General features: G+C 71.7%; 21 protein-coding genes. 9 read left to right on the top strand and 12 right to left on the bottom strand.

Annotated elements, in window-relative coordinates; genetic code table 11:
• The first annotated feature begins 89 nt into the window (after window positions 1-89).
• The 3 genes from QRY02_RS01835 to QRY02_RS01825 all read left to right on the top strand — a co-directional run bounded on the left by QRY02_RS01835 (window position 90) and on the right by QRY02_RS01825 (window position 3405).
• Window positions 90-707, top strand: a complete 618-nt coding sequence (locus QRY02_RS01835) for a TetR/AcrR family transcriptional regulator (protein ID WP_285989749.1) — start codon at window positions 90-92, stop codon at window positions 705-707.
• Window positions 708-791: 84 nt separating this feature from the next.
• Window positions 792-1691 carry a hypothetical protein gene (locus tag QRY02_RS01830; RefSeq protein WP_285989748.1) on the top strand — a complete coding sequence of 300 codons (900 nt, stop codon included), beginning with the start codon at window positions 792-794 and terminating at the stop codon, window positions 1689-1691.
• Between the two features lie 103 nt (window positions 1692-1794).
• Window positions 1795-3405: a succinic semialdehyde dehydrogenase gene (locus tag QRY02_RS01825; RefSeq protein ID WP_285989747.1), complete on the top strand. Its 1611-nt coding sequence runs from the start codon at window positions 1795-1797 to the stop codon at window positions 3403-3405.
• A 141-nt stretch (window positions 3406-3546) separates the two neighbouring features.
• Here QRY02_RS01825 and QRY02_RS01820 read toward each other — a convergent pair whose 3' ends face one another.
• The 8 genes from QRY02_RS01820 to QRY02_RS01785 form a co-directional block, all read right to left on the bottom strand.
• A complete protein-coding gene (locus tag QRY02_RS01820; RefSeq protein ID WP_285989746.1) occupies window positions 3547-6561 on the bottom strand; it encodes a helix-turn-helix transcriptional regulator in 3015 nt (1004 codons plus the stop codon).
• Between the two features lie 61 nt (window positions 6562-6622).
• The gene (locus tag QRY02_RS01815; RefSeq protein WP_285989745.1) at window positions 6623-6832 is read right to left on the bottom strand and encodes a hypothetical protein; all 210 of its coding nucleotides are present in this window, start codon (window positions 6830-6832) and stop codon (window positions 6623-6625) included.
• A gap of 159 nt (window positions 6833-6991) precedes the next feature.
• Window positions 6992-7195: a DUF397 domain-containing protein gene (locus QRY02_RS01810; protein WP_285989744.1), complete on the bottom strand. Its 204-nt coding sequence runs from the start codon at window positions 7193-7195 to the stop codon at window positions 6992-6994.
• 12 nt (window positions 7196-7207) lie between these two features.
• The gene (locus QRY02_RS01805) at window positions 7208-8110 is read right to left on the bottom strand and encodes a helix-turn-helix domain-containing protein (RefSeq protein WP_285989743.1); all 903 of its coding nucleotides are present in this window, start codon (window positions 8108-8110) and stop codon (window positions 7208-7210) included.
• A gap of 349 nt (window positions 8111-8459) precedes the next feature.
• Window positions 8460-9356, bottom strand: coding sequence for an acyl-CoA thioesterase (locus tag QRY02_RS01800; RefSeq protein WP_285989742.1), 897 nt, complete (start codon window positions 9354-9356; stop codon window positions 8460-8462).
• Window positions 9357-9392: 36 nt separating this feature from the next.
• Window positions 9393-10817 (bottom strand): pyruvate kinase, encoded by a 1425-nt coding sequence (pyk, locus tag QRY02_RS01795; protein ID WP_285989741.1) that lies wholly within the window; start codon window positions 10815-10817, stop codon window positions 9393-9395.
• Window positions 10818-10908: 91 nt separating this feature from the next.
• Window positions 10909-11574, bottom strand: a complete 666-nt coding sequence (locus tag QRY02_RS01790; RefSeq protein WP_285989740.1) for a DUF2461 domain-containing protein — start codon at window positions 11572-11574, stop codon at window positions 10909-10911.
• Window positions 11575-11628: 54 nt separating this feature from the next.
• Complete coding sequence (locus QRY02_RS01785; protein ID WP_285989739.1) at window positions 11629-12843, bottom strand: glycoside hydrolase family 18 protein; 1215 nt, start codon at window positions 12841-12843, stop codon at window positions 11629-11631.
• A gap of 157 nt (window positions 12844-13000) precedes the next feature.
• On the opposite strand from QRY02_RS01785, the gene QRY02_RS01780 reads away from it, so the two are divergent.
• Window positions 13001-13309, top strand: a complete 309-nt coding sequence (locus tag QRY02_RS01780; protein ID WP_285993739.1) for an ArsR/SmtB family transcription factor — start codon at window positions 13001-13003, stop codon at window positions 13307-13309.
• A gap of 16 nt (window positions 13310-13325) precedes the next feature.
• Here QRY02_RS01780 and QRY02_RS01775 read toward each other — a convergent pair whose 3' ends face one another.
• On the bottom strand, window positions 13326-13667 hold the full coding sequence (locus QRY02_RS01775) for a winged helix-turn-helix transcriptional regulator (protein WP_285989738.1): 342 nt from the start codon (window positions 13665-13667) through the stop codon (window positions 13326-13328).
• 69 nt (window positions 13668-13736) lie between these two features.
• On the opposite strand from QRY02_RS01775, the gene QRY02_RS01770 reads away from it, so the two are divergent.
• The 4 genes from QRY02_RS01770 (at window position 13737) to QRY02_RS01755 (ending at window position 17214) form a co-directional block, all read left to right on the top strand.
• Window positions 13737-14219, top strand: coding sequence for a group II truncated hemoglobin (locus QRY02_RS01770; RefSeq protein WP_285989737.1), 483 nt, complete (start codon window positions 13737-13739; stop codon window positions 14217-14219).
• 34 nt (window positions 14220-14253) lie between these two features.
• On the top strand, window positions 14254-15690 hold the full coding sequence (locus QRY02_RS01765; protein WP_285989736.1) for an aromatic amino acid ammonia-lyase: 1437 nt from the start codon (window positions 14254-14256) through the stop codon (window positions 15688-15690).
• A 65-nt stretch (window positions 15691-15755) separates the two neighbouring features.
• On the top strand, window positions 15756-16340 hold the full coding sequence (locus QRY02_RS01760) for an RNA polymerase sigma factor (protein WP_285989735.1): 585 nt from the start codon (window positions 15756-15758) through the stop codon (window positions 16338-16340).
• A complete protein-coding gene (locus QRY02_RS01755) occupies window positions 16333-17214 on the top strand; it encodes a CU044_5270 family protein (RefSeq protein ID WP_285989734.1) in 882 nt (293 codons plus the stop codon). The genes QRY02_RS01760 and QRY02_RS01755 overlap by 8 nt, the downstream gene beginning before the upstream one ends.
• 50 nt (window positions 17215-17264) lie before the next feature.
• On the opposite strand, the gene QRY02_RS01750 is transcribed toward QRY02_RS01755, so the two are convergent.
• Window positions 17265-18290 (bottom strand): 6-phosphofructokinase, encoded by a 1026-nt coding sequence (locus QRY02_RS01750; RefSeq protein ID WP_086845267.1) that lies wholly within the window; start codon window positions 18288-18290, stop codon window positions 17265-17267.
• A gap of 283 nt (window positions 18291-18573) precedes the next feature.
• Here QRY02_RS01750 and QRY02_RS01745 point away from each other — a divergent pair, with 283 nt between their 5' ends.
• On the top strand, window positions 18574-19656 hold the full coding sequence (locus tag QRY02_RS01745) for a 3-deoxy-7-phosphoheptulonate synthase (protein WP_285989733.1): 1083 nt from the start codon (window positions 18574-18576) through the stop codon (window positions 19654-19656).
• A 139-nt stretch (window positions 19657-19795) separates the two neighbouring features.
• Here QRY02_RS01745 and QRY02_RS01740 read toward each other — a convergent pair whose 3' ends face one another.
• Together QRY02_RS01740 and QRY02_RS01735 are read right to left on the bottom strand one after the other, a co-directional pair.
• On the bottom strand, window positions 19796-20284 hold the full coding sequence (locus QRY02_RS01740; protein WP_013224331.1) for a polyadenylate-specific 3'-exoribonuclease AS: 489 nt from the start codon (window positions 20282-20284) through the stop codon (window positions 19796-19798).
• A gap of 17 nt (window positions 20285-20301) precedes the next feature.
• Window positions 20302-21063, bottom strand: coding sequence for a lysophospholipid acyltransferase family protein (locus QRY02_RS01735; RefSeq protein WP_285989732.1), 762 nt, complete (start codon window positions 21061-21063; stop codon window positions 20302-20304).
• Window positions 21064-21246 lie beyond the last annotated feature (183 nt).

Raw genomic sequence — 21246 nt, 5'->3', positions numbered from 1 at the left:
CCTCCTGCTGGAAAACATGACGAGCAGCATGTAAGTTCTGTTCGGAATGTACATCCGTACCGGCCTGTAGGTAAAGCAGGGAGGCCGCGGTGACCGAGACGACGCACCGGACCCAGGCGCAGCGGCGCGAGCAGACCCGCACGGCGCTGCTCGACGCCACCATCGACTGCCTGGTCGAGGTCGGCTACGCGCGCACGTCGGTGCAGGAGATCTGCGCCCGCGCTGGCGTGTCGAAGGGTGCCGTGCAGCACCACTTCACCGCGAAGGCCGAGCTGATGGCGGCCGCGGTCGAGCACCTGACGACGAAGCTGCGCCGCCGGCTCGCGGAGTCGCTGGACGAGCTGCCCGGCGGCGGCAGCGGGGTGGCCGCCGCGATCGACCTGCTGTGGGCCGGCTACTCCGGCACGCTCTCGACCGCCGTCACCGAACTGTGGGTCGCCGCCCGCACCGACCCCGAACTGCGCGCGGCCATCCGCCCGGTCGACCGCGCGCTCGGCCGCGCCACGCTCGAGCACGTCACGCAGGTCGCCGGCGAACTCCCGCCGGAGCGGGCGGAGATGCTGTTCTGGCTCACCGTGAACCTCACCCGCGGACTGGCGCTGGACGCCGAGCTCGGCGGCGACCCGAACCGGCGCCGGCAGCTCCTCGAGGAGTGGAAGCGCATCGCCGTCCTGCTCTACGAGGACGCCACCGCTGCGCCGAGCTGACCACCGCGCCACCACCAGGGTGCTTTGCCCCTTATCCGCAGGCGGATTTCGTGGTCCAATCCCCTCCGAACGAGGGGAGTTCCGATGACCGCCGCCCCGTACCCGTACCCGTACGGCCAGCCACCCACCCAGCCGCCGGCCGATCCGGGTGCCGTCTTCCGGCTGTTCGCCGGGATCCTCGGCGCGCTCGCCGCGATCCTGGTGATCGCCGGGTCGTTCCTGCCCCAGACGTCGTTCGAGCAGGTGGTGGACGGCAAGCCCGTGAGCAGCCAGAAGATCAGTGCCTGGTCACGCACGTTCGACGTCGAGCCCGACGAGCAGGCGAAGAAGTTCTACGAGAACACGCACGTCGCCCGGTACGGGATCCCGCTCAGCGCCGCCGCGGTGGTGCTGCTGGCCGGAGCCGGGCTGGCGCTCGCCGGCGCTCGCCGCTCGGCGGGCCCCGGCGTGCGTGCGGGCGCCCGGACCGCGCTGGTGGCCGGAGCGGCCGGAACGACCGCGGCGGTGTGGATGCTCGGCATGGACGTCTCGGCGACCTTGAGCTACGAGAGCGACGAAGGGACGTTCACGTCGCACTACACGACCGGGATCGGGTTCTGGTTGCTGATCGGCGGCGGGATCGTCGCCCTGATGGCACTGGTGGCCGCGGTACTGGCCGGGCGGCGGGCGCCCGGCGCGGCACCGGCCGGACCGCCACCCGGGCCGTACCAGCAGCAGCAGTCACGGCCGTACCCGGTGCCGCCCCAGCAGTACGGGCAGCCGTACCCGGGTTATCCGCCGTCGCAGCCGTTCCCCGCTCAGGCCCCGCCGCCGCAGACCGGCCCGCAGCCGCCTCCCTACGGCGGCCCGGCGTCGCAGCCGTTCCCGGCGCAGCAGCCCGACGACCCCTACGGCGGCGTCACGCAGGCCCAGCAGCACCCGGCCCAGCAGGAACCGACGGAACCGAACTACCAGCTGCCGCCGCTGCACCCACCCAAGACGTGAATCTTATTCACATCACGCTGGACATCTGACGTACCGACGGTATGGTGTACTCGTCGGTAACCCCTGCGCGACGTCGCGCGGACTCCGCCGGAACGGAGACGTCATGACCAGCACGACCCCCGCGAACGCGGTCGAAGACACCTCGCTGCCGCCCACCGTCGGCGGCGTCGCCGGGGCGCCCGGCTCGGCGCGGGCGGCCCAGCTCGTCGCCCGGGTGACGGGTGGCGCGGACTCCGCGCCGGTCCGGATGCGGGCGCCCTTCACCGGGCTGCCGATCGCGACCCTCCCGCAGGCCACCGACGCCGACGTCCGGGCGGTGTTCGCCGGCGCGCGCACGGCCCAGACGGCGTGGGCGGACCGCTCCCCCGCCGAGCGCGCCCGCGTCCTCACCCACCTGCACGACCTGGTGCTCGCCCGGCAGGACGAGGTGCTCGACCTGGTCCAGGTCGAAGCCGGCAAAGCGCGACTCGACGCGTTCGACGAGGTCAGCGCGACCGCGCTGGTGGCGGCCTACTACGGCAGGCACGCGGCTAAGCTCCTCGCGCCCCGCAGGGTCGCCGGCGTCATCCCCGGCCTGACCCGCGCGGGCGAGCTCCGCCACCCCAAGGGCGTCGTCGGGATCATCTCGCCGTGGAACTACCCGCTGGCCCTGACCGCGATGGACGTCCTGCCGGCGCTGGCCGCGGGGAACGCCGTCGTGCAGAAGCCGGACAACCAGACCGCGCTTTCGGCGCTGTGGCTGCACGAGCTCGCCGAGGAGGCCGGACTGCCCGCCGGGACCTGGCAGATCGTGCTCGGCCGCGGCTCGAAGATCGGCACCGCGCTGGTCGAGGAGTCGGACTACCTGTGCTTCACCGGTTCCACGCCGACCGGCAAGGAGCTGGCCGGCCAGGTGGCGAAGCGGCTGACGTCGTATTCGCTGGAGCTCGGCGGCAAGAACCCGATGGTCGTGCTGCCCGACGCCGACGTCGCGAAGGCCGCGACGGGCGCGGTGACGGCGTGCTTCTCCTCGGCCGGGCAGCTGTGCGTGTCCGTCGAGCGGATCTACGTCCACGAGGACATCCGCGAGGAATTCACCCGCGCGTTCGTCGCGCGCACCGCCGCCCTGAGGCTCGGCGGCTCGCTGGACTACCACGCCCAGATGGGCTCGCTGACGTCGGAAGACCAGCTCGCGACGGTGTCGGCGCACGTCGAGGACGCCCGTGCGAAGGGCGCTTCGGTGCTCACCGGCGGCCGCGCGCGGCCGGACCTCGGGCCGCTGTTCTACGAGCCGACGGTGCTGTCCGGCGTCACCCCGGACATGCTGCCGTTCGCGGAGGAGACGTTCGGGCCGGTCGTGTCGATCTACGGCTACACCGACGTCACCGACGCCATCGAGCGGGCCAACGACACGCCGTTCGGGCTCAACGCCAGCGTCTGGTCCCGCAACGGCCGCGCGGGCTGGGAGGTCGCGGCGCGGCTGAAGGCCGGGACGGTCAACGTGAACGAGGGCTACGCGGCGACGTTCGGCAGCGTCGGCGTCCCGATGGGCGGGATGAAGGACTCCGGCGTCGGCCGCCGCAACGGCGCCGAAGGCCTGCTGAAGTACACGGAGTCGCAGTCGATCGCGCTCCAGCGCGGCCTGGCCCTGCGTCCGCCGCGCGTGATTTCGGGCTCGCTGTGGTCCCGCGGCATGACATTCGGCCTCAAAGCCCTCCGCCGCCTCCCCCGCTGACGTGACGGAAGGGTCAGCACGCGTGATTGAAGGGTCATCACTCGTGATTCGAGGGTCGACACGGCGACGCCCGCAGGCTCGGCCGTGTCGACCCTTCAATCACGCGTGTCGACCTTCCAATCACGCGTGTCGACCTTCTGATCACGCGGTGGGGGCGGTGAGGAGGCCGCGGTCGTAGGCGATCGCCACCGCTTCCGCGCGGCGGCTGGCGCCCAGTTTGGCCATCACGCGGGAAAGGTGGACGCTCACCGTTTTTTCGCTGATGTAGAGCTCTTCGCCGACCTGGCGGTTCGTGCGGCCCAGCGCGACGCGCTCGAGGACGTCGCGCTCGCGGTCGGTCAGGGGGTCGGTGACCGTGCGGGCCGGGGCCGCCGGTTCGACGCCCGCCAGCTCGACACGGGCCCGGTGTGCCAGGTCGCGGACGGCGTCGCGCAGCGGGATCGCGCCGAGCCGGACCGCCACCGCGTGGGCCGCTTCGAGCGCCTCGCCCGCGTCGGCGTCCGCGGCCAGCAAGGCTTCGGCTTCGTGCCAGCGGCAGACCGCCTGTTCGTAGACGGCGCCGTAGCCGAACGCCGCCACCGCGGCCGCCCACTTCCGGGCGTCGCCCCGGCCGGACAGGCAGGTCGCCGCCGCTTCCAGGCGGGCCAGCCACGCGCGGCCCTCCGGACCGAGCGTTCCCGAACGCGGCTGGCCGACCACCGAGCACATCCGGCCGTGCGCCAGCAGCCGCTCGCCGGCCGCCACGGCGGCTTCGGCCGCGGCCTGGTCGCCGTGGACGCGGGCCTCGGCGGCCAGCCGGGCCGCGGCGGACACGCCGAGCGCGGCGACCCGGATGCCGGCCAGCAGACCGGATTCGATCCGCTCCAGCCAGCCGATCAGGTCTTCGGCCTGGCGCACGGCTTCGGCGTGAGCGCCGCGCCAGTAGGCCAGCTCGATGCCGGCGCCGCCGGCCGACAGCGGGATCTGCATGTCCGCCGTCCAGTGCTGCCGCAGGCCGGACAGGAGCTTCGCGCCCTCGTCGAACCGGCCGCGGGAGACGACGAACAGCGACCAGATGGCCAGGATCCGCGCGGCGACCGCGCTGGACACCCCGCGCCCGGCGCGGCCGGCGCTCTCGTCCGGCCAGTCGCCCATCAGGTAACGCAGCACCAGCTGCCGCGCCCGCAGTTCGAGGCCGTAGACGCTCCAGCTCAGCCCGGTTTCCTCGGCACGCGCGACGCCGTGCGAGGCGTGTTCCAGCGCTTCGGCGAACTCGCCTTGGTCGTCGTGGCTCAGCGCCAGGAAGTAGGTCGCGCGGATCTCGGTGTTGTACGCACCCACGTCGCGCGCCTTGCGCTGGGCCTGCCGCAGCCGCTCCCGGGCCTCGGCGGCGTCGCCCCGTGAGTCGGCCAGCGTGCCCAGGGTGACCAGCGCCGAGGCCTCCGCACCGGCCGCGCCGACCGCCTGCGCGTCGGCGACCGCGGCGAGCGCGCTGTCGAGCGCCGCCTCGGGCTGGTCGAGGATCCGCAGGAACCCGGCCCGGCTGGCCAGCACCCAGGCGCGCGCCGAGCTGGGATCGGTGTCCTTGACCAGGTCCCAGGCCCGGTCGATGGCGGCGACCGCCTCGTCCAGGGTGCCCTCCAGCGCGAGCAGCGCGTCCGCCAGCCGCCGCCACACCTTCGCGGCCCGGTCGTTCGGGACGTCGGCGGTCAGTGCCTGGGTGGCCGAGCGGGCGAACGCCGCGGCCCGCTCGGGCTCGCCGGACGTCCCCGCGAAGTACGACGCTTCGTACAGCAGCTTCAGCTCGTCGACCCCGTCCGGCCGGTCCGCCGGGGTGACGGCGTCCCAGATGGACAGTGCCTGTTCGACGTGCTGCAGCGCGGACCCGGGTGCGCCGAGCTTCTCGGCCTCGTCCATCGCGCGCAGCAACGCCGGCAGCGCGGTGGCGAGATCGCTGCTCTGCATCGAGTGGTAGGCCAGCTTCGCGTCGTGGCCGCGGCCCTGCGGCCGCGCCTTGATCCGTGCCGCGTACGCCGCGTGCGTGCGCGACCGCTCCCCCGGCAGCAGGTCGCCGTACACCGCTTCCTGCAGCAACGCGTGCCGGAACGTGTACGAGCCGTCCGAAAGCACCACCAGCACGTGGTGCTGGACGGCTTCCCGCAGTGCCTCGTCGAGCTCCAGCTCGCCCAGCCCGGAGACCTCGGCGAGCGCGCCGTGCATGACCGGTTCGTTGGCCACCGAGATGACCCGCGCGACCCGGCGGGCGTCCGGCGAGAGCCGCTCGAGCCGGGACAGCAGCACCTCGGCCAGCCCGGCGGGCAGGTCGTTGCACTCGGTCTTGGTGGCGAGCAGCTCCTCGGCGAAGAACGGGTTGCCCTCGGAACGGCTGACGATGTCGGCCACGACGTCCGACGGCAGCGGCTCGTCGGCCAGCGCCTCGACGAACTTGCGGGCGTCGACGGCGCCGAAGGGCTGCAGGTCGACGCGCTCGACGGTGGCGAGCCGGACCAGCTCGGACAGCAGGCCGCGCAGCGGGTGCCGCCGGTGGACGTCCTCTTCGCGGTAGCTGCCCACGACCAGCAGCCGCTGTGCCCGCAGGCGGCTGAGCAGGAAGGACAGCAGGTTGCGGGTCGAGGCGTCGGCCCAGTGGAGATCCTCCAGGAGGATCACCACGGGCCGCGACTCGGCGATCTCGGTCAGCACCCCCAGTACCGCGTCGAACAACTGCAGCTGACCGAGATCCTGCTCCGGCCGGGGACGCACCATGGTTTCCCGGTCGTTCGAGGTCATCGGCGGGTGTTCGGCCGGGCGCGGTTCTTCCACGCCCTGCCCCTGCGGCAGCAGCCGCCCGAGGGCGGGCCGGGCCCGCACCGCGGCGGCGACCGCCGGGTCCGTCGCGCTGCCCAGCGGGGCGAGCGCCTCGGCGAACGGAAGATAAGGAAGACCGCCCTCGCGGACGTCGATGCAGCGGCCGGTGAGCAGCAGCGCACCGCACGCTTCGACGTGCTCGCCGAGCGCGGTCAGCAGCCGGGTCTTGCCGACCCCGGCGTCCCCCGAGAGCAGCGCCGCGCCGGCTTCGCCACGTTCGGCCCTGGCGAAGGCGGCGCGGAGCCGCCGCATCTCGTGGGTACGGGCGACGAGCGGGATTCCGGAGCCGAGTCGGGGCACGAGGAGCATTGTTGCCTACCCCACCGACAGTTTCCGACCGCTTATCGCCTTCGCCACCATCACCCGCCCCTTACCGGGCGGTCTTGGCGGCGCCGGCGGTCTCCCGCGAGGCCTCCCGGCGCTCCTGCGCCGGTACCTCGACGTCGGCGTGCGCGGCCCGCAAGTGGCGGACGGCGCGGCGGGCGCGGGCGGCCCAGGCGCTGCGCCCGGCCTTCCGCAGTTCCTCGGCCCGGTAGGCCGCTTCGGCTCGGACCGCGTCGAGCATGAGATCGCTGTGCATCGTGTTCCCCTGTTCCTGGGCTCTCCGGTTGGTAGCACTCAGGTTCGTCCTGAGGGGACACCCCGGGCATCGGGTGATCACGTAGGCATCGCGCAAAAAGACCCCTTACTCCCGGCCGAGCCCAGCTCGGCGGGGGTAAGGGGTCTTCTCCCAAGCGCCTCAGTCGTGCGCCGGGCCACCGGTCCGCACCGCGGCCAGCAGCCCCCGCCAACCCGACGCGGGCAGGCGGAACGCACCTCCTTCGGGGTCCTTCGAGTCGCGCACCGCGGCACCGCCGGCGACGAACGCGACCTCGACGCAGTCGTTGCCGCCGCCGCTGTGGCTGCTCTTGCGCCACCGCGCCCCGGAGAGTTCTGCTTCCATGGTCCCCACTCCTTACTGTGTCCTCGGTTCCGGATGGTGCACCGGAGCCGGTACGGCCGCCTGTTCGGCGAATCGTCCGGCCGCCTCGGCGATCAGCTCCACCGAGTCGTCCGGCTTCAGTGCGGCCGCGCGCAGATGGTCGAACATCAGCCCGTAGCGCCGCACGTCTGTGGGTTCCTCCAGGTAGAGGCCGCTGGACGTGCTGTCGTCGACGTAGACGACGTCCGGGTCGGCCTGTTCGGGGAAGCCCATGATGAGGAAGGGACCTTCCATGCCGGGGTGCGCGCCGGCACCGAACGGCACGACCTGGACGGTCACGTTCGGTTTTTCGGCGACGGCGACCATCCGGTAGAGCTGCTCGGCCATCACCTCGGGCCCGTCGACCACGCGGCGCAGCACGGCTTCGTCCATCACGGCCCAGTACTCGGGTGGCGGGGTTTCGGACAGCAGTTCCTGGCGGGCCATCCGGGCGGCGACGCGGCGGCGGATCTCGGCGTCGTCGGCGTCCGGGCGCAGCGCGCGGATCACCGCGCGGGCGTACCGCTCGGTCTGCAGCAGTCCGGGCACCAGGAGGGCCTGGAACGCGCGCAGTGAGCTGGCGTCGGCTTCGAGCCCGACGAAGGTGCCCGTGAAGACCTCGTTGTACGCGTGCCACCAGCCGCGCTTGCGGGCCTCCCTGGCCAGCTGGACGAGCGCCTCCTGCTCGTCGCCGGTGATCCCGTAGAGGGCCAGCATGTCCCGGGCGTCACGCGGGGTGACCCCGACGTGGCCGGTCTCGATGCGGCTGATCTTCGAGGCCGAGCACTCGAGCTTCTCGCCCACCTCGTCGATGGTGAGGTCCGCGGCCTCGCGGAGCCGGCGCAGTTCGCCCGAGAGCCGCCGCCGGCGAACGGTGGGGCTCTGTCCCCTGGCCATCGCGGTACCTCCGGATGTCGACGTGCTTCCTGTATCTAACCAGCCGGGCGCGGAGTTGGTGGAGCATTAACGCGAGTTGATTCCGGCACCGGATCTGCAATTTGCAGAATGCTCTTGTATCCTCGCACCCTGCACTGCGTCGGGCGCCTGACAGTCGGCCAGCCGTGGCTTCGACTGGCCTCTGAGCAGGGTAGACGATGACCGCGCGAAGTGCCGCGCGATCATCACGCGGAGGGGTCCGGGGCCGTCCCCCGATCGGTCCCGGCCCCCTCACCCGGGCCGAATGCCCTTTTCCCGCGACGGATATTCGAACTATTCGTCGCCCGTGCGGGTGATTTCCCGGCGAACTTCACAAGACGCGCAAGAGTCCTTCTTGGACGACCGTCGCGATCAGCGTGCCGTCCTCGGCGAAGAACCGGCCGGTGGCCAGACCGCGGGCGCCGGACGCCGTCGGCGAAGCGCTGTCGTAGAGGAACCACTCGTCCGCGCGGAACGGCCGGTGGAACCACAGTGCGTGGTCGAGGCTGGCCCCGAGCACCTTGTCGGTGTCCCAGTAGACGCCGTGGCGGGCGAGCACCGAGTCCAGCAGCGTCATGTCCGAGGCGTAGGTGAGCACGCAGACGTGCAGCAGCTGCTGGTCGGGCAGTTTCCCGTCGGCGCGCATCCACACCTGGTTGCGCGCGGGCCGCTCACCGGTCTCGCGGGTGACCCACGGCGGCTCGTTGACGTACCGCAGGTCGATCGGCCGCGGCCGGGCGTGCGCGCCGATCGCGTAGCCCTCGGCGCGTTCCATCAGCGTCGGCAGCGTCTCCGGCGCCGGGACGCCCTCGGGCATGACCTCGGCGTGTTCGATGCCCGGTTCGTCGGTCTGGAACGAGGCCGAGAGGGAGAAGATCGCCTTGCCGTGCTGGATCGCCACGACCCGGCGGGTGGTGAACGACCGGCCGTCCCGGATCCGGTCGACTTCGTACACGATCGGCACGCTCGGGTCGCCCCCGCGGATGAAGTACGCGTGCAGCGAGTGCACCCGGCGTTCCTCGGGGACGGTGCGCCCGGCCGCGACCAGCGCCTGGCCGGCGACCTGCCCGCCGAACACCCGCACCGGCGAGTGGGCGGGCGAGACGCCGCGGAAGATGTTCTCTTCGATCTTCTCCAGGTCGAGCAGCGCGATCAGGCGGTCGAGCACCGGCTGGCCGCCACCGGGGATCTCCAGTTCGGTGGCGGCCGTCCTGGCCAATTCAGTCATGCCCGGAGCTTATGTGCATACCAAGCGGTCGGTCTCTCAAGCGTGGTCGTCTTCACCGAGGCGGTGCACGTGGATCAGGTTCGTCGAGCCCACGGTGCCCGGCGGCGAACCGGCGACGATGACGACCAGGTCGCCCTTCTGGTACTTGCCCATGTCGAGCATCGCGTGGTCGACCTGCTGGATCATCTGGTCGGTGGACTCCACCCGCGGCACGATGTGGGTGTTCGTGCCCCAGGTCATCGACAGCTGGCTGCGGACGCAGTCCTCGGGCGTGAACGCCAGCAGCGGCAGCCGCGTGTGCAGCCGCGCCAGGCGGCGCACGGTGTCGCCGGACTGCGTGAACGCGACCAGCGCCTTCGCGTTGAGCCGCTCGCCGATGTCGCGGGCGGCGTAGGAGATCACGCCGCGCTTGGTGCGCGGGACGTGGGTCAGCGGCGGCACGATCGGCGAGTCGGTCTCGACCGCCTCGATGATCCGGCCCATCGTCTCGACGACCTCGATCGCGTACCGGCCGACCGAGGTCTCGCCGGACAGCATCAGCGCGTCGGCGCCGTCGAGCACCGCGTTCGCGACGTCGGAGGCCTCGGCGCGGGTCGGCCGGGAGTTGTTGATCATCGACTCGAGCATCTGCGTCGCGACGATGACCGGCTTCGCGTTCTCGCGGCAGATCTGGATGGCGCGCTTCTGCACCAGCGGGACCTGCTCCAGCGGCAGCTCGACGCCGAGGTCACCGCGGGCGACCATCACCGCGTCGAAGGCCAGCACGATGGCTTCGAGGTTGTAGACGGCTTCGGGCTTCTCGATCTTGGCGACGACCGGCAGCCGGCCCTTGCCGACCCGGTCCATCACCTGGTGGACCAGGTCGATGTCGGCCGGCGAGCGGACGAAGGACAGGGCGATGAAGTCGACGCCCAGCTCGAGCGCGAACTCGAGGTCCTCGATGTCCTTCTCGGACAGCGCCGGCACGGAGACGTCCATGCCGGGCAGCGAGACGCCCTTGTTGTTGCTGACCGGGCCGCCCTCGGTGACCTCGCAAACCACGTCCTGGCCGTCGACCTCCTTGACGACCAGCCCGACCTTGCCGTCGTCGACCAGCAGGCGGTCGCCGGGCTTGGCGTCCCTCGCCAGGCCCTTGTAGGTGGTCGAGACCCGGTCGTGGGTGCCGGCGACGTCCTCGACGGTGATCCGGACGATGTCGCCGTTGTGCCACTCGACCGGCCCGCCGGCGAACGTGCCCAGGCGGATCTTGGGGCCCTGCAGGTCGGCGAGGATGCCGACCGCGCGGCCGCTGTCGGCGGCCGCGGCCCGGATCAGGTCGTAGACCTGCTTGTGGTCGCTGTGGCTGCCGTGGCTGAAGTTCATTCTGGCCACGTCCATGCCGGCATCCACCAGGGCCCGCATCTTCTCCGGGGTCGCGGTGGCAGGGCCCAGGGTACAAACGATCTTCGCGCGTCGGCTCACGTCCACATAGCGTAGACCCTCTTCGCGCGTTCGTCTGTACCGATCCCGAATGTTCAAGAAAGTGTTCAGAAACCTGCCTGGTCAGGTCACGCTAGCGACGCGGTTGTTCACTTGGGCCGACCCGGTCGCGGGCCCACTCGTTGAACTCGCGCAGCTGCCGCCAGGCCTTCCGGACGCGGTCGAGGGCACCCCGCTCGTGCAGGACGTCGTCGGGCTCCCAGCCGCGCACGGCGTACACCGAGCGGTGGCGCAGCAGGTCGAGGCGCGGGTGGCCGGCGTCGAAGCCGCGGGGCTTGGACTTGAGCCGGTCGCCCTTGACCTCCCAGCCGGCGCGTTCGAGCTTGGCGAGGATCTTCCGCAGCGCCTCGCCGTGCAGCTCGGTGTCGACGGCCGTGCGGAACCGGGCGAGCTGGTCGGACGCGAGGTGGAAGCAGCCGCCGCCGACGCGCAGGCCGTCCGGGCCCACCTCGACGTAGTAGGCGCCGTCGCCGCGGCCCTGCTCGATCACCGCGCCGCAGTGGGTCTTGTACGGCGTCTTGTCCTTGGCGAACCGGACGTCCCGGTAGGGGCGGAACACCTTGGGCTCGCCGAAGCCGTCGGAGAACTCGGGCGCCAGCTCGGCCAGCAGCGCTTCCATCGGGGCGCGGACGTCGGACTTGTAGGTCTCGACGTGGTCGTCCCAGTAGGGCTTGGAGTTGTCCTCGACGAGGCCGTCGAAGAAGTCGACTGCGTACTCGCCGAATCCGCTGAACTTCACGCCCGCGACGATAAACGGGGGCACCGACAAGATCTGCCGGTGCCCCCGCGGCCGCTATTTCGCGACGGCCGTGATCAGCTCGCCGTTCGTGGTGTCGCCGGAGAGCTCCCAGAACATCGCGCCGCCCAGGCCCTGGGTCTTGGCGTAGGAGATCTTGCCGGCGATCGTCGAGGGCGTGTCGTAGCTCCACCAGTTGCTGCCACACTTGGCGTACGCGGTGCCCGCGACGGTGCCGGTCGCCGGGCAGGACGCCTTGAGGACCTTGTAGTCCTCGATGCCCTGCTCGTACTTTCCGGGCGCCGGGCCGGTCGCGGTGCCGCCCGGGGCGCTCTGCGTGACGCCGGTCCAGCCGCGGCCGTAGAACCCGATGCCCAGCAACAGCTTGCCCGCCGGGACGCCCTTGCTCTTGAGCTTCTGGATCGCCGCGTCGGAGTAGAAGCCGGCGGTCGGGATGCCCGAGTACGACGTCAGCGGCGAGTGCGGAGCCGTCGGGCCCTGCGCGGCCCAGGCGCCGAAGTAGTCGTAGGTCATCACGTTGTACCAGTTGACGTACTGCGCGGCGCCGCCGTAGTCGGCCGCGTCGATCTTGCCGCCGTTCGTGCCGTCGGCGGTGATCGCCGCGGTGACCAGCTTCGAGCCGAACTTCGCCCGCAGCGCCTGGAGGAGGTTCTTGAACGCCGCCGCGCCGCTGGTGTCGCACGACAGGCCGCAGGCGTTGGGGTACTCCCAGTCGATGTCGATGCCGTCGAAGACGCCCGCCCAGCGCGGGTCGTTGACGAGGTTGTAGCAGGAGTTCGCGAACGCGGCCGGGTTCTTCGCCGCCTGGCCGAAGCCGCCCGACCAGGTCCAGCCGCCGAAGGACCAGATGACCTTCAGGCCGGGGTGCTTGGCCTTGAGCTTCTTGAGCTGGTTGAAGCTGCCCGCGAGGGGCTGGTCCCAGGTGTCGGCGACGCCGTCGACGCTGCCCGCGGCGTCGTAGGTCTTCTGGTAGTCGGCGTAGGCGTCGCCGATCGCGCAGCCGCCGTTCGTCACGTTGCCGAAGGCGTAGTTGATGTGGGTCAGCTTGCTCGCCGAGCCCGACGTCTCGATGTTCTTGACGTGGTAGTTGCGGTCGTAGACCCCCCATTCGGTGAAGTAGCCGACCACCTTGCCGACGGATGCCTCGGTCGCGGCGGTGGCGGCCGGGGCCGTCGCGCCGCCCGCGACGAGGCCCGCGGCGGCGGCCACGGCCAGCAGGGCCGAGAAGCTCTTCCTGCGCAAACGGGACATGCGTTCTCCCTCCGGGGAATTCCTCACGGCCACGGTGCCGGAGTGGTGGGGACCACACTCACCGTAAGTGGACTAGACCACTAGGTCAATGGTTCAGACCATACAAGGTCCACATTCCTTGACAGGAATATGCCCGGCAGAGCACATTTCAGGGGTGATGCAGACTTTCGACGTCCTCGCCGAACCCCGGCGCCGGACCATCCTCGACCTGCTGCGCGACGGCGAGCGCTCGGTCGGCGAGCTGGTCGAGCAGCTGGAGCTGAGCCAGCCCGCGGTGTCCAAGCACCTGCGGGTGCTGCGCGAAGCCGGGCTGGTGACCGTGCGGGTCGCGGCGCAGCGGCGGTGCTACGCGCTGCGCCCGGAACCCTTGGCCGAGGTCGACGCCTGGCTGGCGCCCTACCGCCGCTTCTGGTCGGACCGGCTGGACGCGCTGGAGCGGCGGCTGGACGAGACGGATCCGGCCTGACCGGCACCCCGGCGGGTCACTGCTCCGGCGCCGGCTCGAAGGTGATCCCCCGCTCGGCCGCGCGGCGCTCGCCCCACTCGTACAGCGCCGTCAGCGCCGGGCGGAGCTCCTCCCCCACCTCGGTCAGGTGGTACTCGACGTGCGGGACCCGGCCGTCGAACTCCTCGCGGCGGACGAGGCCGTCCGTGGCCAGCTCGCGCAGCTGCTGGGTCAGCATCTTCTCGCTCACGCCCGGCATCCGGCGCCGCAGCTCGCCGTAGCGGTGGGCGCCCTCCTTGAGGTGGGCCAGGATCACCGGCTTCCACTTGCCGCCGATCAGGTCGACGGCCAGCTCCGTCGCGCAGTGGTACCGCTTCATCCCGCTTCTCCCCTACGCACCGGAAAGTACGTGGTTGCCCGGCCGGGCCGCCCCTGGTTGCCTGATCCGGTGATCGTGCCAGAAACCCCGCCGACCCCCACCCTCTACGACTGGGCAGGCGGCCACGAAGCCCTCGTGAAGCTGCTGACGATCTTCTACGGCCACGTCCTGGAAGACCCGCTGCTCGAGCCGGTCTTCCGCGGCATGGACCCGGAGCACCCGAAGCACGTCGCGGTCTGGCTCGGCGAGGTCTTCGGCGGGCCGGCCGGGTACTCGGCGAGCCACGGCGGGCACGCCCACATGGTGGGCCGCCACCTGGGCCGCGGCATCACCGAAGAGCAGCGGCGCCGGTGGGTGAACCTGCTGCTCGACGCCGCCGACGAGGCCGGCCTGCCCGGCGATCCCGAGTTCCGCGCGGCTTTCGCCGGCTACCTCGAGTGGGGCAGCCGCCTCGCCGTCGTCTTCTCCGCGCCCGGTGCCGAACCGAACCTCCACGAGCCCGTCCCGCGGTGGGACTGGCCGCTACCGCCCTGGCAGCCGCCGTCGGCCTAGCCGCATAGTGAGGGCAGTCGGAAGGAGGCTGCCCTTGATCCGGGTGGACGGCCGGACCCTGCGGTGCGCGGACGTGGTGACCGCGGCACGCACCGGGGGCCCGCTGGGTATCGACGTCTCGATCGCCGCGCTGCGCGCGGCCGAGCACGCGTGGAAGCTGGCCGAAGAACTGAGCACGCGCCGGGTGGTCTACGGCCGGACCACCGGCGTCGGGGCCAACAAGGACGACACCGTCGAAAGCTCGGTCGAGCACGGCCTGCGGCTGCTGCGCAGCCACGCGGGCGGCAGTGGCGACGAACTGCCGCCCGGTCAGGTGCGCGCGATGCTGCTGATCCGGCTCAACCAGCTGCTGTCCGGACGGTCCGGGATCAGCCCCGAGCTGATCGGCGCGCTGGCCGAGGCCGTCCGCACCGGCGCGCTGCCGCTGGTGCACCGGCTCGGCGCGATCGGCACCGGCGACCTGGCGCCGCTCGCCGAGACGGCGCTGGCGCTCGCCGGCGAACGGCCGTGGGTCACCGGGCACGTGCCGCCGGTACCCGTGCGGGCGGGCGACGCGCTGGCCTTCATGAGCAGCAACGCCGCGACGCTCGCCGAAGCGACCCTGGCGGCCATGCGGCTGGACACGCTGACCCGCGCGAGCCACGCTGTCGCGGCACTGACCTACGTCGCGCTCGACGGCAACCCCGAGGCGTACGCGACGCCGGTGCACGAAGCGCGTCCGCACGCGGGGCAGGTCGCCTGCGCGGCCGAGATGCGGCGGCTGCTGGGCATGCACCAGACGCCGAAGCCGGGGCGGCGGATCCAGGACCCGTTCGGGCTGCGCGCGTTCCCGCAGGTCCAGGGCCCGGCGCTGGACGCGATCCACTACCTGCGGGACGTCCTCGCCGTCGAGATCAACGCGAGCACGGAGAACCCGATGATCTCGACGGTCCACAACGACGCCTACCACCACGCGCACTTCCACACGGCCTACGTGTCGACGGCGCTGGACCAGGCCCGGGCGACCGTGCACCAGGTGGCGGAGCTGTCGGTGGCGCGGCTGGGCGACCTGGTCGAGCCGGAGTTCACCGGCCTGCGGCCGTTCCTGGCGGCGGGACCGCCGGGCAGCTCGGGCGTGATGATCCTGGAGTACGTGGCGCACGACGCGCTGACGGAGCTGCGGCAGGCGGCCCTTCCGGCCACGCTCGGCACGGCGGTGGTGTCCCGCGGCATCGAGGACCACGCGAGCTTCTCGACCCAGGCGGCCCGCGCGGCGACGGCGGCGTGCTCGGCCTACCAGCAGGTGCTGGCCTGCGAGCTGGTGGCGGCGGTCCGGGCGCTGCGGATGCGGGAGGCGGACCTGGTGGCGCTGCCGGTGCGGGACGCCTTCGACGCGGCGTCGGCCGTGCTGGACGAGAGCCTCGACGACCGGCCGCTGACCGAGGACATCGCCGCCGCCGTCGGCGTGCTGGAGGAGCTGGCCCGCATCTAGCGTGAACTCGAACCGCCCGTTCCGCCAACAACGGGGCAGACAGCGTCACGACAGGCAGGCGGTTCATGAGTTCACCAGGTGAAACCGGGGACGACGCGGACGTCATCACCGCGTCGCTCCGACATCCGGAGCGGTTCGCGGTGGTCTTCGACCGCCACGCCCCGCACATCCATCGCTATTTCGCCCGGCGGCTCGGCAGCCAGGTCGCCGACGACCTGATGGGCGAGACGTTCCTGATCGCGTTCGGCGGCCGCGGCCGCTACGACCCCGCGTTCCCGAGCGCGCGGCCGTGGCTCTACGGCATCGCCACCAATCTCGTCGGCCAGCGCCGACGCGAAGAAGCGCGCGAGTACCGGCTGCGAGCCGCCCTCGGCCCGCCCGCCGAGCAGGACGGTCACGCGGACCGCGTCGCCGAGCGGGTGACCGCCCAGGCCATGAACGAACGGCTGGCCGGAGCCCTGGCCGGACTGGCCAGGGGGGACCGGGACGTGCTCGTGCTGATCGCCTGGGAGGGCCTGACGTACGAGGAGGTCGCGGGCGCGCTGGGGATCCCGGTCGGCACGGTCCGGTCGCGCTTGAGCCGGGCTCGCCGGAAGGTCCGGACGGAACTCGGGCACGCGCCCGCCGAGGAGGTCTCGAACCATGGATGAGATGCAGCTGCTTCGCGATTTCGCCGGACCGGCCGGGCTCCCGGCGAGCGGTGATCTGGCCCGGAAGCGGGCCGAGCTGATCGCGGCGACGACCGGACGGCGGCCGGCTCGCCGCCTCGGCCTGGTGTGGGGCTCGGCCGGCGCGGCCGGGCTCGCCGCGGCCGTGGCGGCCGTCGTCGCGCTCTCGCCCGGCGGCACCACCGTGCCGCCGGGCCCCGCGCCCCGGCCGGCGACCGACCCGGTGTCGATCCTGTACACCGCGGCCGCCAAGGCCCGCGCCCTGCCGGACGTCACCCCGCGGCCGGAGCAGTTCGTCTACACGAAGACCCGGCTCGCGGACGGCCGGGAGAACGAGACGTGGGCGTCGGTGGACGGCACCCACGACGGGCTGGTGTTCCTCTACGGTCACGAAGCTTCGCTGGCGGGCTGCCGCGACGGGAAGCGCGTGCAGAAGGAGAGCCACGGGCGGACGGTGACAAACCGGTGCGTGCCGCACCCCGCCGCCCCCGCGGGCCTGCCCACCGACGCCGACACCATGCTCGCCTACCTGCACAGGAGCACCTACGGCGAAGGCGACACCCTGCACGACCTCGGCAACGAGATCATCGAGCTGGCCGAGGGCTACCTGCGCCCGGCGGTCAGGGCCGCGCTCTTCGAGGCGGTGGCGAAGGTGCCCGGACTGGTCGCCCGCACCGACGCGAAGGACGCCACCGGCCGGACCGTCCTCGGCATCAGCTGGACCGGCATGAACGAGCCCGGCAGCGGCAACCAGAACGAGTTCCTGTTCGACCCGGTCACCTTCGCCTACCTCGGCGCCGGGACCGGTGTGGTCGTGAACCAGGGCATCGTCGACGCGGTCCGGCAACGGCCCTGAACGCGCGAAGGGCCGCCCCGGGCATCCCGGAGCGGCCCTCGGCGGGAAACTCAGCCGAAGAAGACTTCGGCTTCCTGGTAGCGCTCGACCGGAACCGTCTTCAGCTCGGCCGTCGCCTCGGACAGCTTCACGCGGACGATGTCCGTGCCCTTCAGGGCGACCATGACGCCGAAGTCGCCGTCCGCGACCGCGTCGACCGCGTTGAGGCCGAAGCGCGTGGCCAGGACGCGGTCGTAGGCCGTCGGGGTGCCGCCGCGCTGGACGTGGCCCAGCACGACCGCGCGGGACTCCTTGCCGGTGCGGTGGGCGATCTCGTCGGCCAGCCAGGTGCCGATGCCGCCGAGGCGGACGTGCCCGAAGGCGTCCTTCTCGCCGGTCAGCAGCTTCTCCTCGCCGCCCTCGGGCAGCGCACCCTCGGCGACGACGATGATCGGCGCGAACTCCTTCTCGAAGCGGCGCTCGACCCAGGAGACGACCTGGTCGACGTTGAAGTGCCGCTCCGGCACCAGGATGACGCTCGCGCCGCCGGCGAGGCCGGAGTGCAGCGCGATCCAGCCGGCGTGCCGGCCCATGACCTCGACCACGAGCGCGCGGTGGTGCGACTCGGCCGTGGTGTGCAGCCGGTCGATCGCCTCGGTCGCGATGGAGACCGCGGTGTCGAAGCCGAAGGTGTAGTCGGTCGCACCCAGGTCGTTGTCGATCGTCTTGGGCACGCCCACGACGCCGACACCGTCGTCGGTCAGCCGCTTCGCGACGCCGAGGGTGTCCTCGCCGCCGATCGCGATCAGCGCGTCGACGCCCTGGTCGGCGAGGACCTGCTTGATCTTGTCGACGCCGCCCTCGACCTTGTAGGGGTTCGTGCGCGAGGACCGCAGGATGGTGCCGCCGCGGGTGAGGATGTCCTCGACGTCGTTCAGGCCCAGCGGGCGGCTGTCGCCGGTGAGGGGGCCGTTCCAGCCGTTGCGGAAGCCCACGAAGTCCCAGCCGTGCACCTCGATGCCCTTGCGCACCACCGCGCGGATCACCGCGTTGAGTCCCGGGCAGTCGCCGCCGCCGGTCAGCACACCGACACGCATGAGAAGCCTCCGTCTGTTCTCGGGAGATGACAGTCACATTTCGTCAGACGCCAGCGTAGCGGCTCTCGTCTTGATCGGTGCAGGCCGTACCACCTGCCGGATCGGTCCCGGTGACGGCTGTGCTACGTTGACGCGCATGCAGCGCTATTTCTGGTTTACGAAGCCGGCCCCGGGTGGGCGCGGCGGCGTGAACCTGCGCTGACTCCCACCCCGAGCCGGATTTCGAAACCGGCTCGGCGAGTCCCCCGCGGGTCGGTGTCCACCAGGAAGGAACACCCCCGCCATGACGCTCTCCGCCGGACCGGCCACCATCGGTGACCTCGACGCCGCGCGCACCACGTCGATCAGTCCGCTCATTTCGCCCGCGATGCTGCGCGAAGACCATCCGGTCGACGCCGCGGTCGCGAAGGTGGTGCGCCACGGCCGCGCCGAGACGGTCGACATCCTCGAAGGCCGCGACGACCGGCTGCTCGTCGTGGTCGGCCCGTGCTCGGTGCACGACCCCGAAGCCGCGCTCGACTACGCCCGCCGGCTGGCGGCGAAGGCCGAGGAGCTGCGCGGCGAGCTGCACGTCGTGATGCGCGTGTACTTCGAGAAGCCGCGCACGACGCTGGGCTGGAAGGGCCTGATCAACGACCCGGACCTCGACGGCACGTTCGCCGTCAACAAGGGCCTGCGGATGGCGCGCAAGCTGCTGCTCGACGTGTCGGCGCTCGGCCTGCCGGTCGGGTGCGAGTTCCTCGACCCGATCACGCCGCAGTTCATCGCGGACATCGTGACGTGGGGGTCGATCGGCGCCCGCACGGCGGCCAGCCAGGTCCACCGCCAGCTGTGCAGCGCGCTGTCGATGCCGGTGGGCATCAAGAACTCGACCGAGGGCGACGTCCAGGTGGCGATCGACGCCACCCGCGCGGCGGCGGCCAGCCACGTGTTCCCGGGCATCAACACCGACGGCCTGGCGGCGCTGCTGACGACGTCCGGCAACCCGGACTGCCACGTGATCCTGCGCGGCCACAACACCGGCCCGAACTACGACGCCCGGACCGTCGAGGAGACGCTGGCCCGGCTGGCGAAGTCGGGGTTGCCGGAGCGGGTGATCATCGACGCTTCGCACGGGAACAGCGGCAAGGACCACGTGCGGCAGGGTGCGGTGGTGCGTGAGCTGGCCGCGCGCCTGGCGGCGGGCGAGCGCGGGATCGCCGGGCTGATGATGGAGAGCTTCCTGGCGGGTGGGCGGCAGGAGCTTTCGCTGGGGCACGCCTCGGAGCTGACCTACGGGCAGTCGATCACGGACTCGTGCCTGGCCTGGGACGACACCGCGCCGCTGCTCGACGAGCTCGCCTCGGCGGTGCGGGCGCGCCGCTGAGAGGTCCCCGGCCCGGGGGTCCCCCGGTTTTCACGTTACCGGGGACCCCCGACAATTCCGGCCGAGCGCCGGGCTGAGACGACGTGAATGACTCGTTCCTGGCGTCGGACGCCAGGAACGAGTCATCGCAGCCGGGGGGTCAGCGGCGCGGGAAGTAGTTCTCGATCACTTCCCACCGGGCCAGGTTGTGCTTGGCGTCCGCCAGGGCGTCGTGCTGGTCGGTCGGCGCCGCCGGGAGCTTCGGCTTCCCGGCGTCCTCCCACCGCTGGCGCAGATCACGCGTGAACCGCGGCAGCTGCCGCGGCAACGCCGGCATCGGACCCCACAGCTGGGCCAGCGCCACGTGGTCGTACGCGGCGAACCAGGCCCACAGCTCGATCCCGCCCGGCGGCTTGCCGAAGAACTCCAGCAGGTCGTTGCGGATCTTCTCCCTGCTCCGCCACGCTCGGTCGGCCGGTGAGGGCAGCTTGTCCAGGACGTTGTCCCGGACCCACGGCCCCGCCTTCGAAGGGTCGAACTCCGTCGAGACCGCGTAGAACTCGCGGCCCTGCTCGTCCACCACTCCGATCGACACCAAATCGATGGTCACGCCGTCTTCGATGAACTCGGTGTCGTAGAAAAAACGCACTGGTGAACAGTAGTGGGTCAGCCGACCTTGGAATCCGGCACCCGGGCCGCGTCGCGCGCAGAAGGCTGGGCGGGCACCGCGGGCTTGACCCCGGCGGCCTCCGCCGCCAGGAGTTCCTTCGCCTTCGCCGCGTAGATGTCGACGTACTCCTGGCCGGACAATTCCATCAGGGCGTACATGATCTCGTCCGTGATCGACCGCTCGATGAAGCGGTCACCCGAGAGGCCCTCGTAGCGCGAGAAGTCCAGGGGCTTGCCGAAGCGGACCTCGAGGCGGCGGGGCCACCACATCTTCGAGCCGATCGGGTTGACCTTGTCCGTGCCGACCATCGCCACCGGGATCACGACGCCGCCGGACTCCAGGGCAATGCGAGCCACGCCCGTCTTGCCCTTGTACAGGCGCCCGTCCGGCGAGCGGGTGCCCTCCGGGTAGATCCCCAGCAGGTGCCCCTCGCGGACCAGGCGGATCGCCGTGTCGAGGGCGGCCTGGGCGGCGTTGCCACCGGACCGGTCGATCGGGAACTGGCCGACCCCGGTGAAGAACCACTTCTTGAGCTTGCCCTTGAACCCGGGCTCGGTGAAGTACTCGGACTTGGCGGGGAAGGTCACCTTGCGCTTGACCCGCAGCGGCATGAAGAACGAGTCCGCGACCGCCAGGTGGTTGCCGGCCAGGATCGCGCCACCCGTCTCGGGGATGTTCTCCGCGCCGACGACCTTGGTCGGCCAGAGCGTCTTGAGCAGCGGTCCGAGGAACACCCACTTCATGAGCCAGTACAGCACCGGTGTCTCAGTCCTCCATCGCAGCCGCAGCCCCTGTGCACCCGAGACGAACAGCCTACGAACCCGGGTGGCCGCCGCACAACGCAGACCACCCGGTTACCACTTCGGCAGCGATCGATCTCACAGCGAATTCGGGGCCCGGGCGGACCCCCACAAGGTCCGCCGGGCGTGAGAGCATGGAGG

The sequence above is a fragment of the Amycolatopsis sp. DG1A-15b genome, from assembly GCF_030285645.1.
Lineage (GTDB): Bacteria > Actinomycetota > Actinomycetes > Mycobacteriales > Pseudonocardiaceae > Amycolatopsis.
This window is presented reverse-complemented; position numbering and strand designations above follow the sequence as displayed.

What these genes read in the sequence shown, in the direction of transcription:
- QRY02_RS01775 (WP_285989738.1), bottom strand. Translation starts at nt 13,667, where the DNA reads ATGAAGCGGTACCACTGCGCGACGGAGCTGGCCGTCGACCTGATCGGC.
- QRY02_RS01810 (WP_285989744.1), bottom strand. Translation starts at nt 7,195, where the DNA reads ATGGAAGCAGAACTCTCCGGGGCGCGGTGGCGCAAGAGCAGCCACAGC.
- QRY02_RS01805 (WP_285989743.1), bottom strand. Translation starts at nt 8,110, where the DNA reads ATGGCCAGGGGACAGAGCCCCACCGTTCGCCGGCGGCGGCTCTCGGGC.
- QRY02_RS01780 (WP_285993739.1), top strand. Translation starts at nt 13,001, where the DNA reads ATGCAGACTTTCGACGTCCTCGCCGAACCCCGGCGCCGGACCATCCTC.
- QRY02_RS01800 (WP_285989742.1), bottom strand. Translation starts at nt 9,356, where the DNA reads ATGACTGAATTGGCCAGGACGGCCGCCACCGAACTGGAGATCCCCGGT.
- QRY02_RS01750 (WP_086845267.1), bottom strand. Translation starts at nt 18,290, where the DNA reads ATGCGTGTCGGTGTGCTGACCGGCGGCGGCGACTGCCCGGGACTCAAC.
- QRY02_RS01825 (WP_285989747.1), top strand. Translation starts at nt 1,795, where the DNA reads ATGACCAGCACGACCCCCGCGAACGCGGTCGAAGACACCTCGCTGCCG.
- QRY02_RS01755 (WP_285989734.1), top strand. Translation starts at nt 16,333, where the DNA reads ATGGATGAGATGCAGCTGCTTCGCGATTTCGCCGGACCGGCCGGGCTC.
- QRY02_RS01760 (WP_285989735.1), top strand. Translation starts at nt 15,756, where the DNA reads ATGAGTTCACCAGGTGAAACCGGGGACGACGCGGACGTCATCACCGCG.
- QRY02_RS01820 (WP_285989746.1), bottom strand. Translation starts at nt 6,561, where the DNA reads ATGCTCCTCGTGCCCCGACTCGGCTCCGGAATCCCGCTCGTCGCCCGT.
- QRY02_RS01745 (WP_285989733.1), top strand. Translation starts at nt 18,574, where the DNA reads ATGACGCTCTCCGCCGGACCGGCCACCATCGGTGACCTCGACGCCGCG.
- QRY02_RS01785 (WP_285989739.1), bottom strand. Translation starts at nt 12,843, where the DNA reads ATGTCCCGTTTGCGCAGGAAGAGCTTCTCGGCCCTGCTGGCCGTGGCC.
- QRY02_RS01815 (WP_285989745.1), bottom strand. Translation starts at nt 6,832, where the DNA reads ATGCACAGCGATCTCATGCTCGACGCGGTCCGAGCCGAAGCGGCCTAC.
- QRY02_RS01830 (WP_285989748.1), top strand. Translation starts at nt 792, where the DNA reads ATGACCGCCGCCCCGTACCCGTACCCGTACGGCCAGCCACCCACCCAG.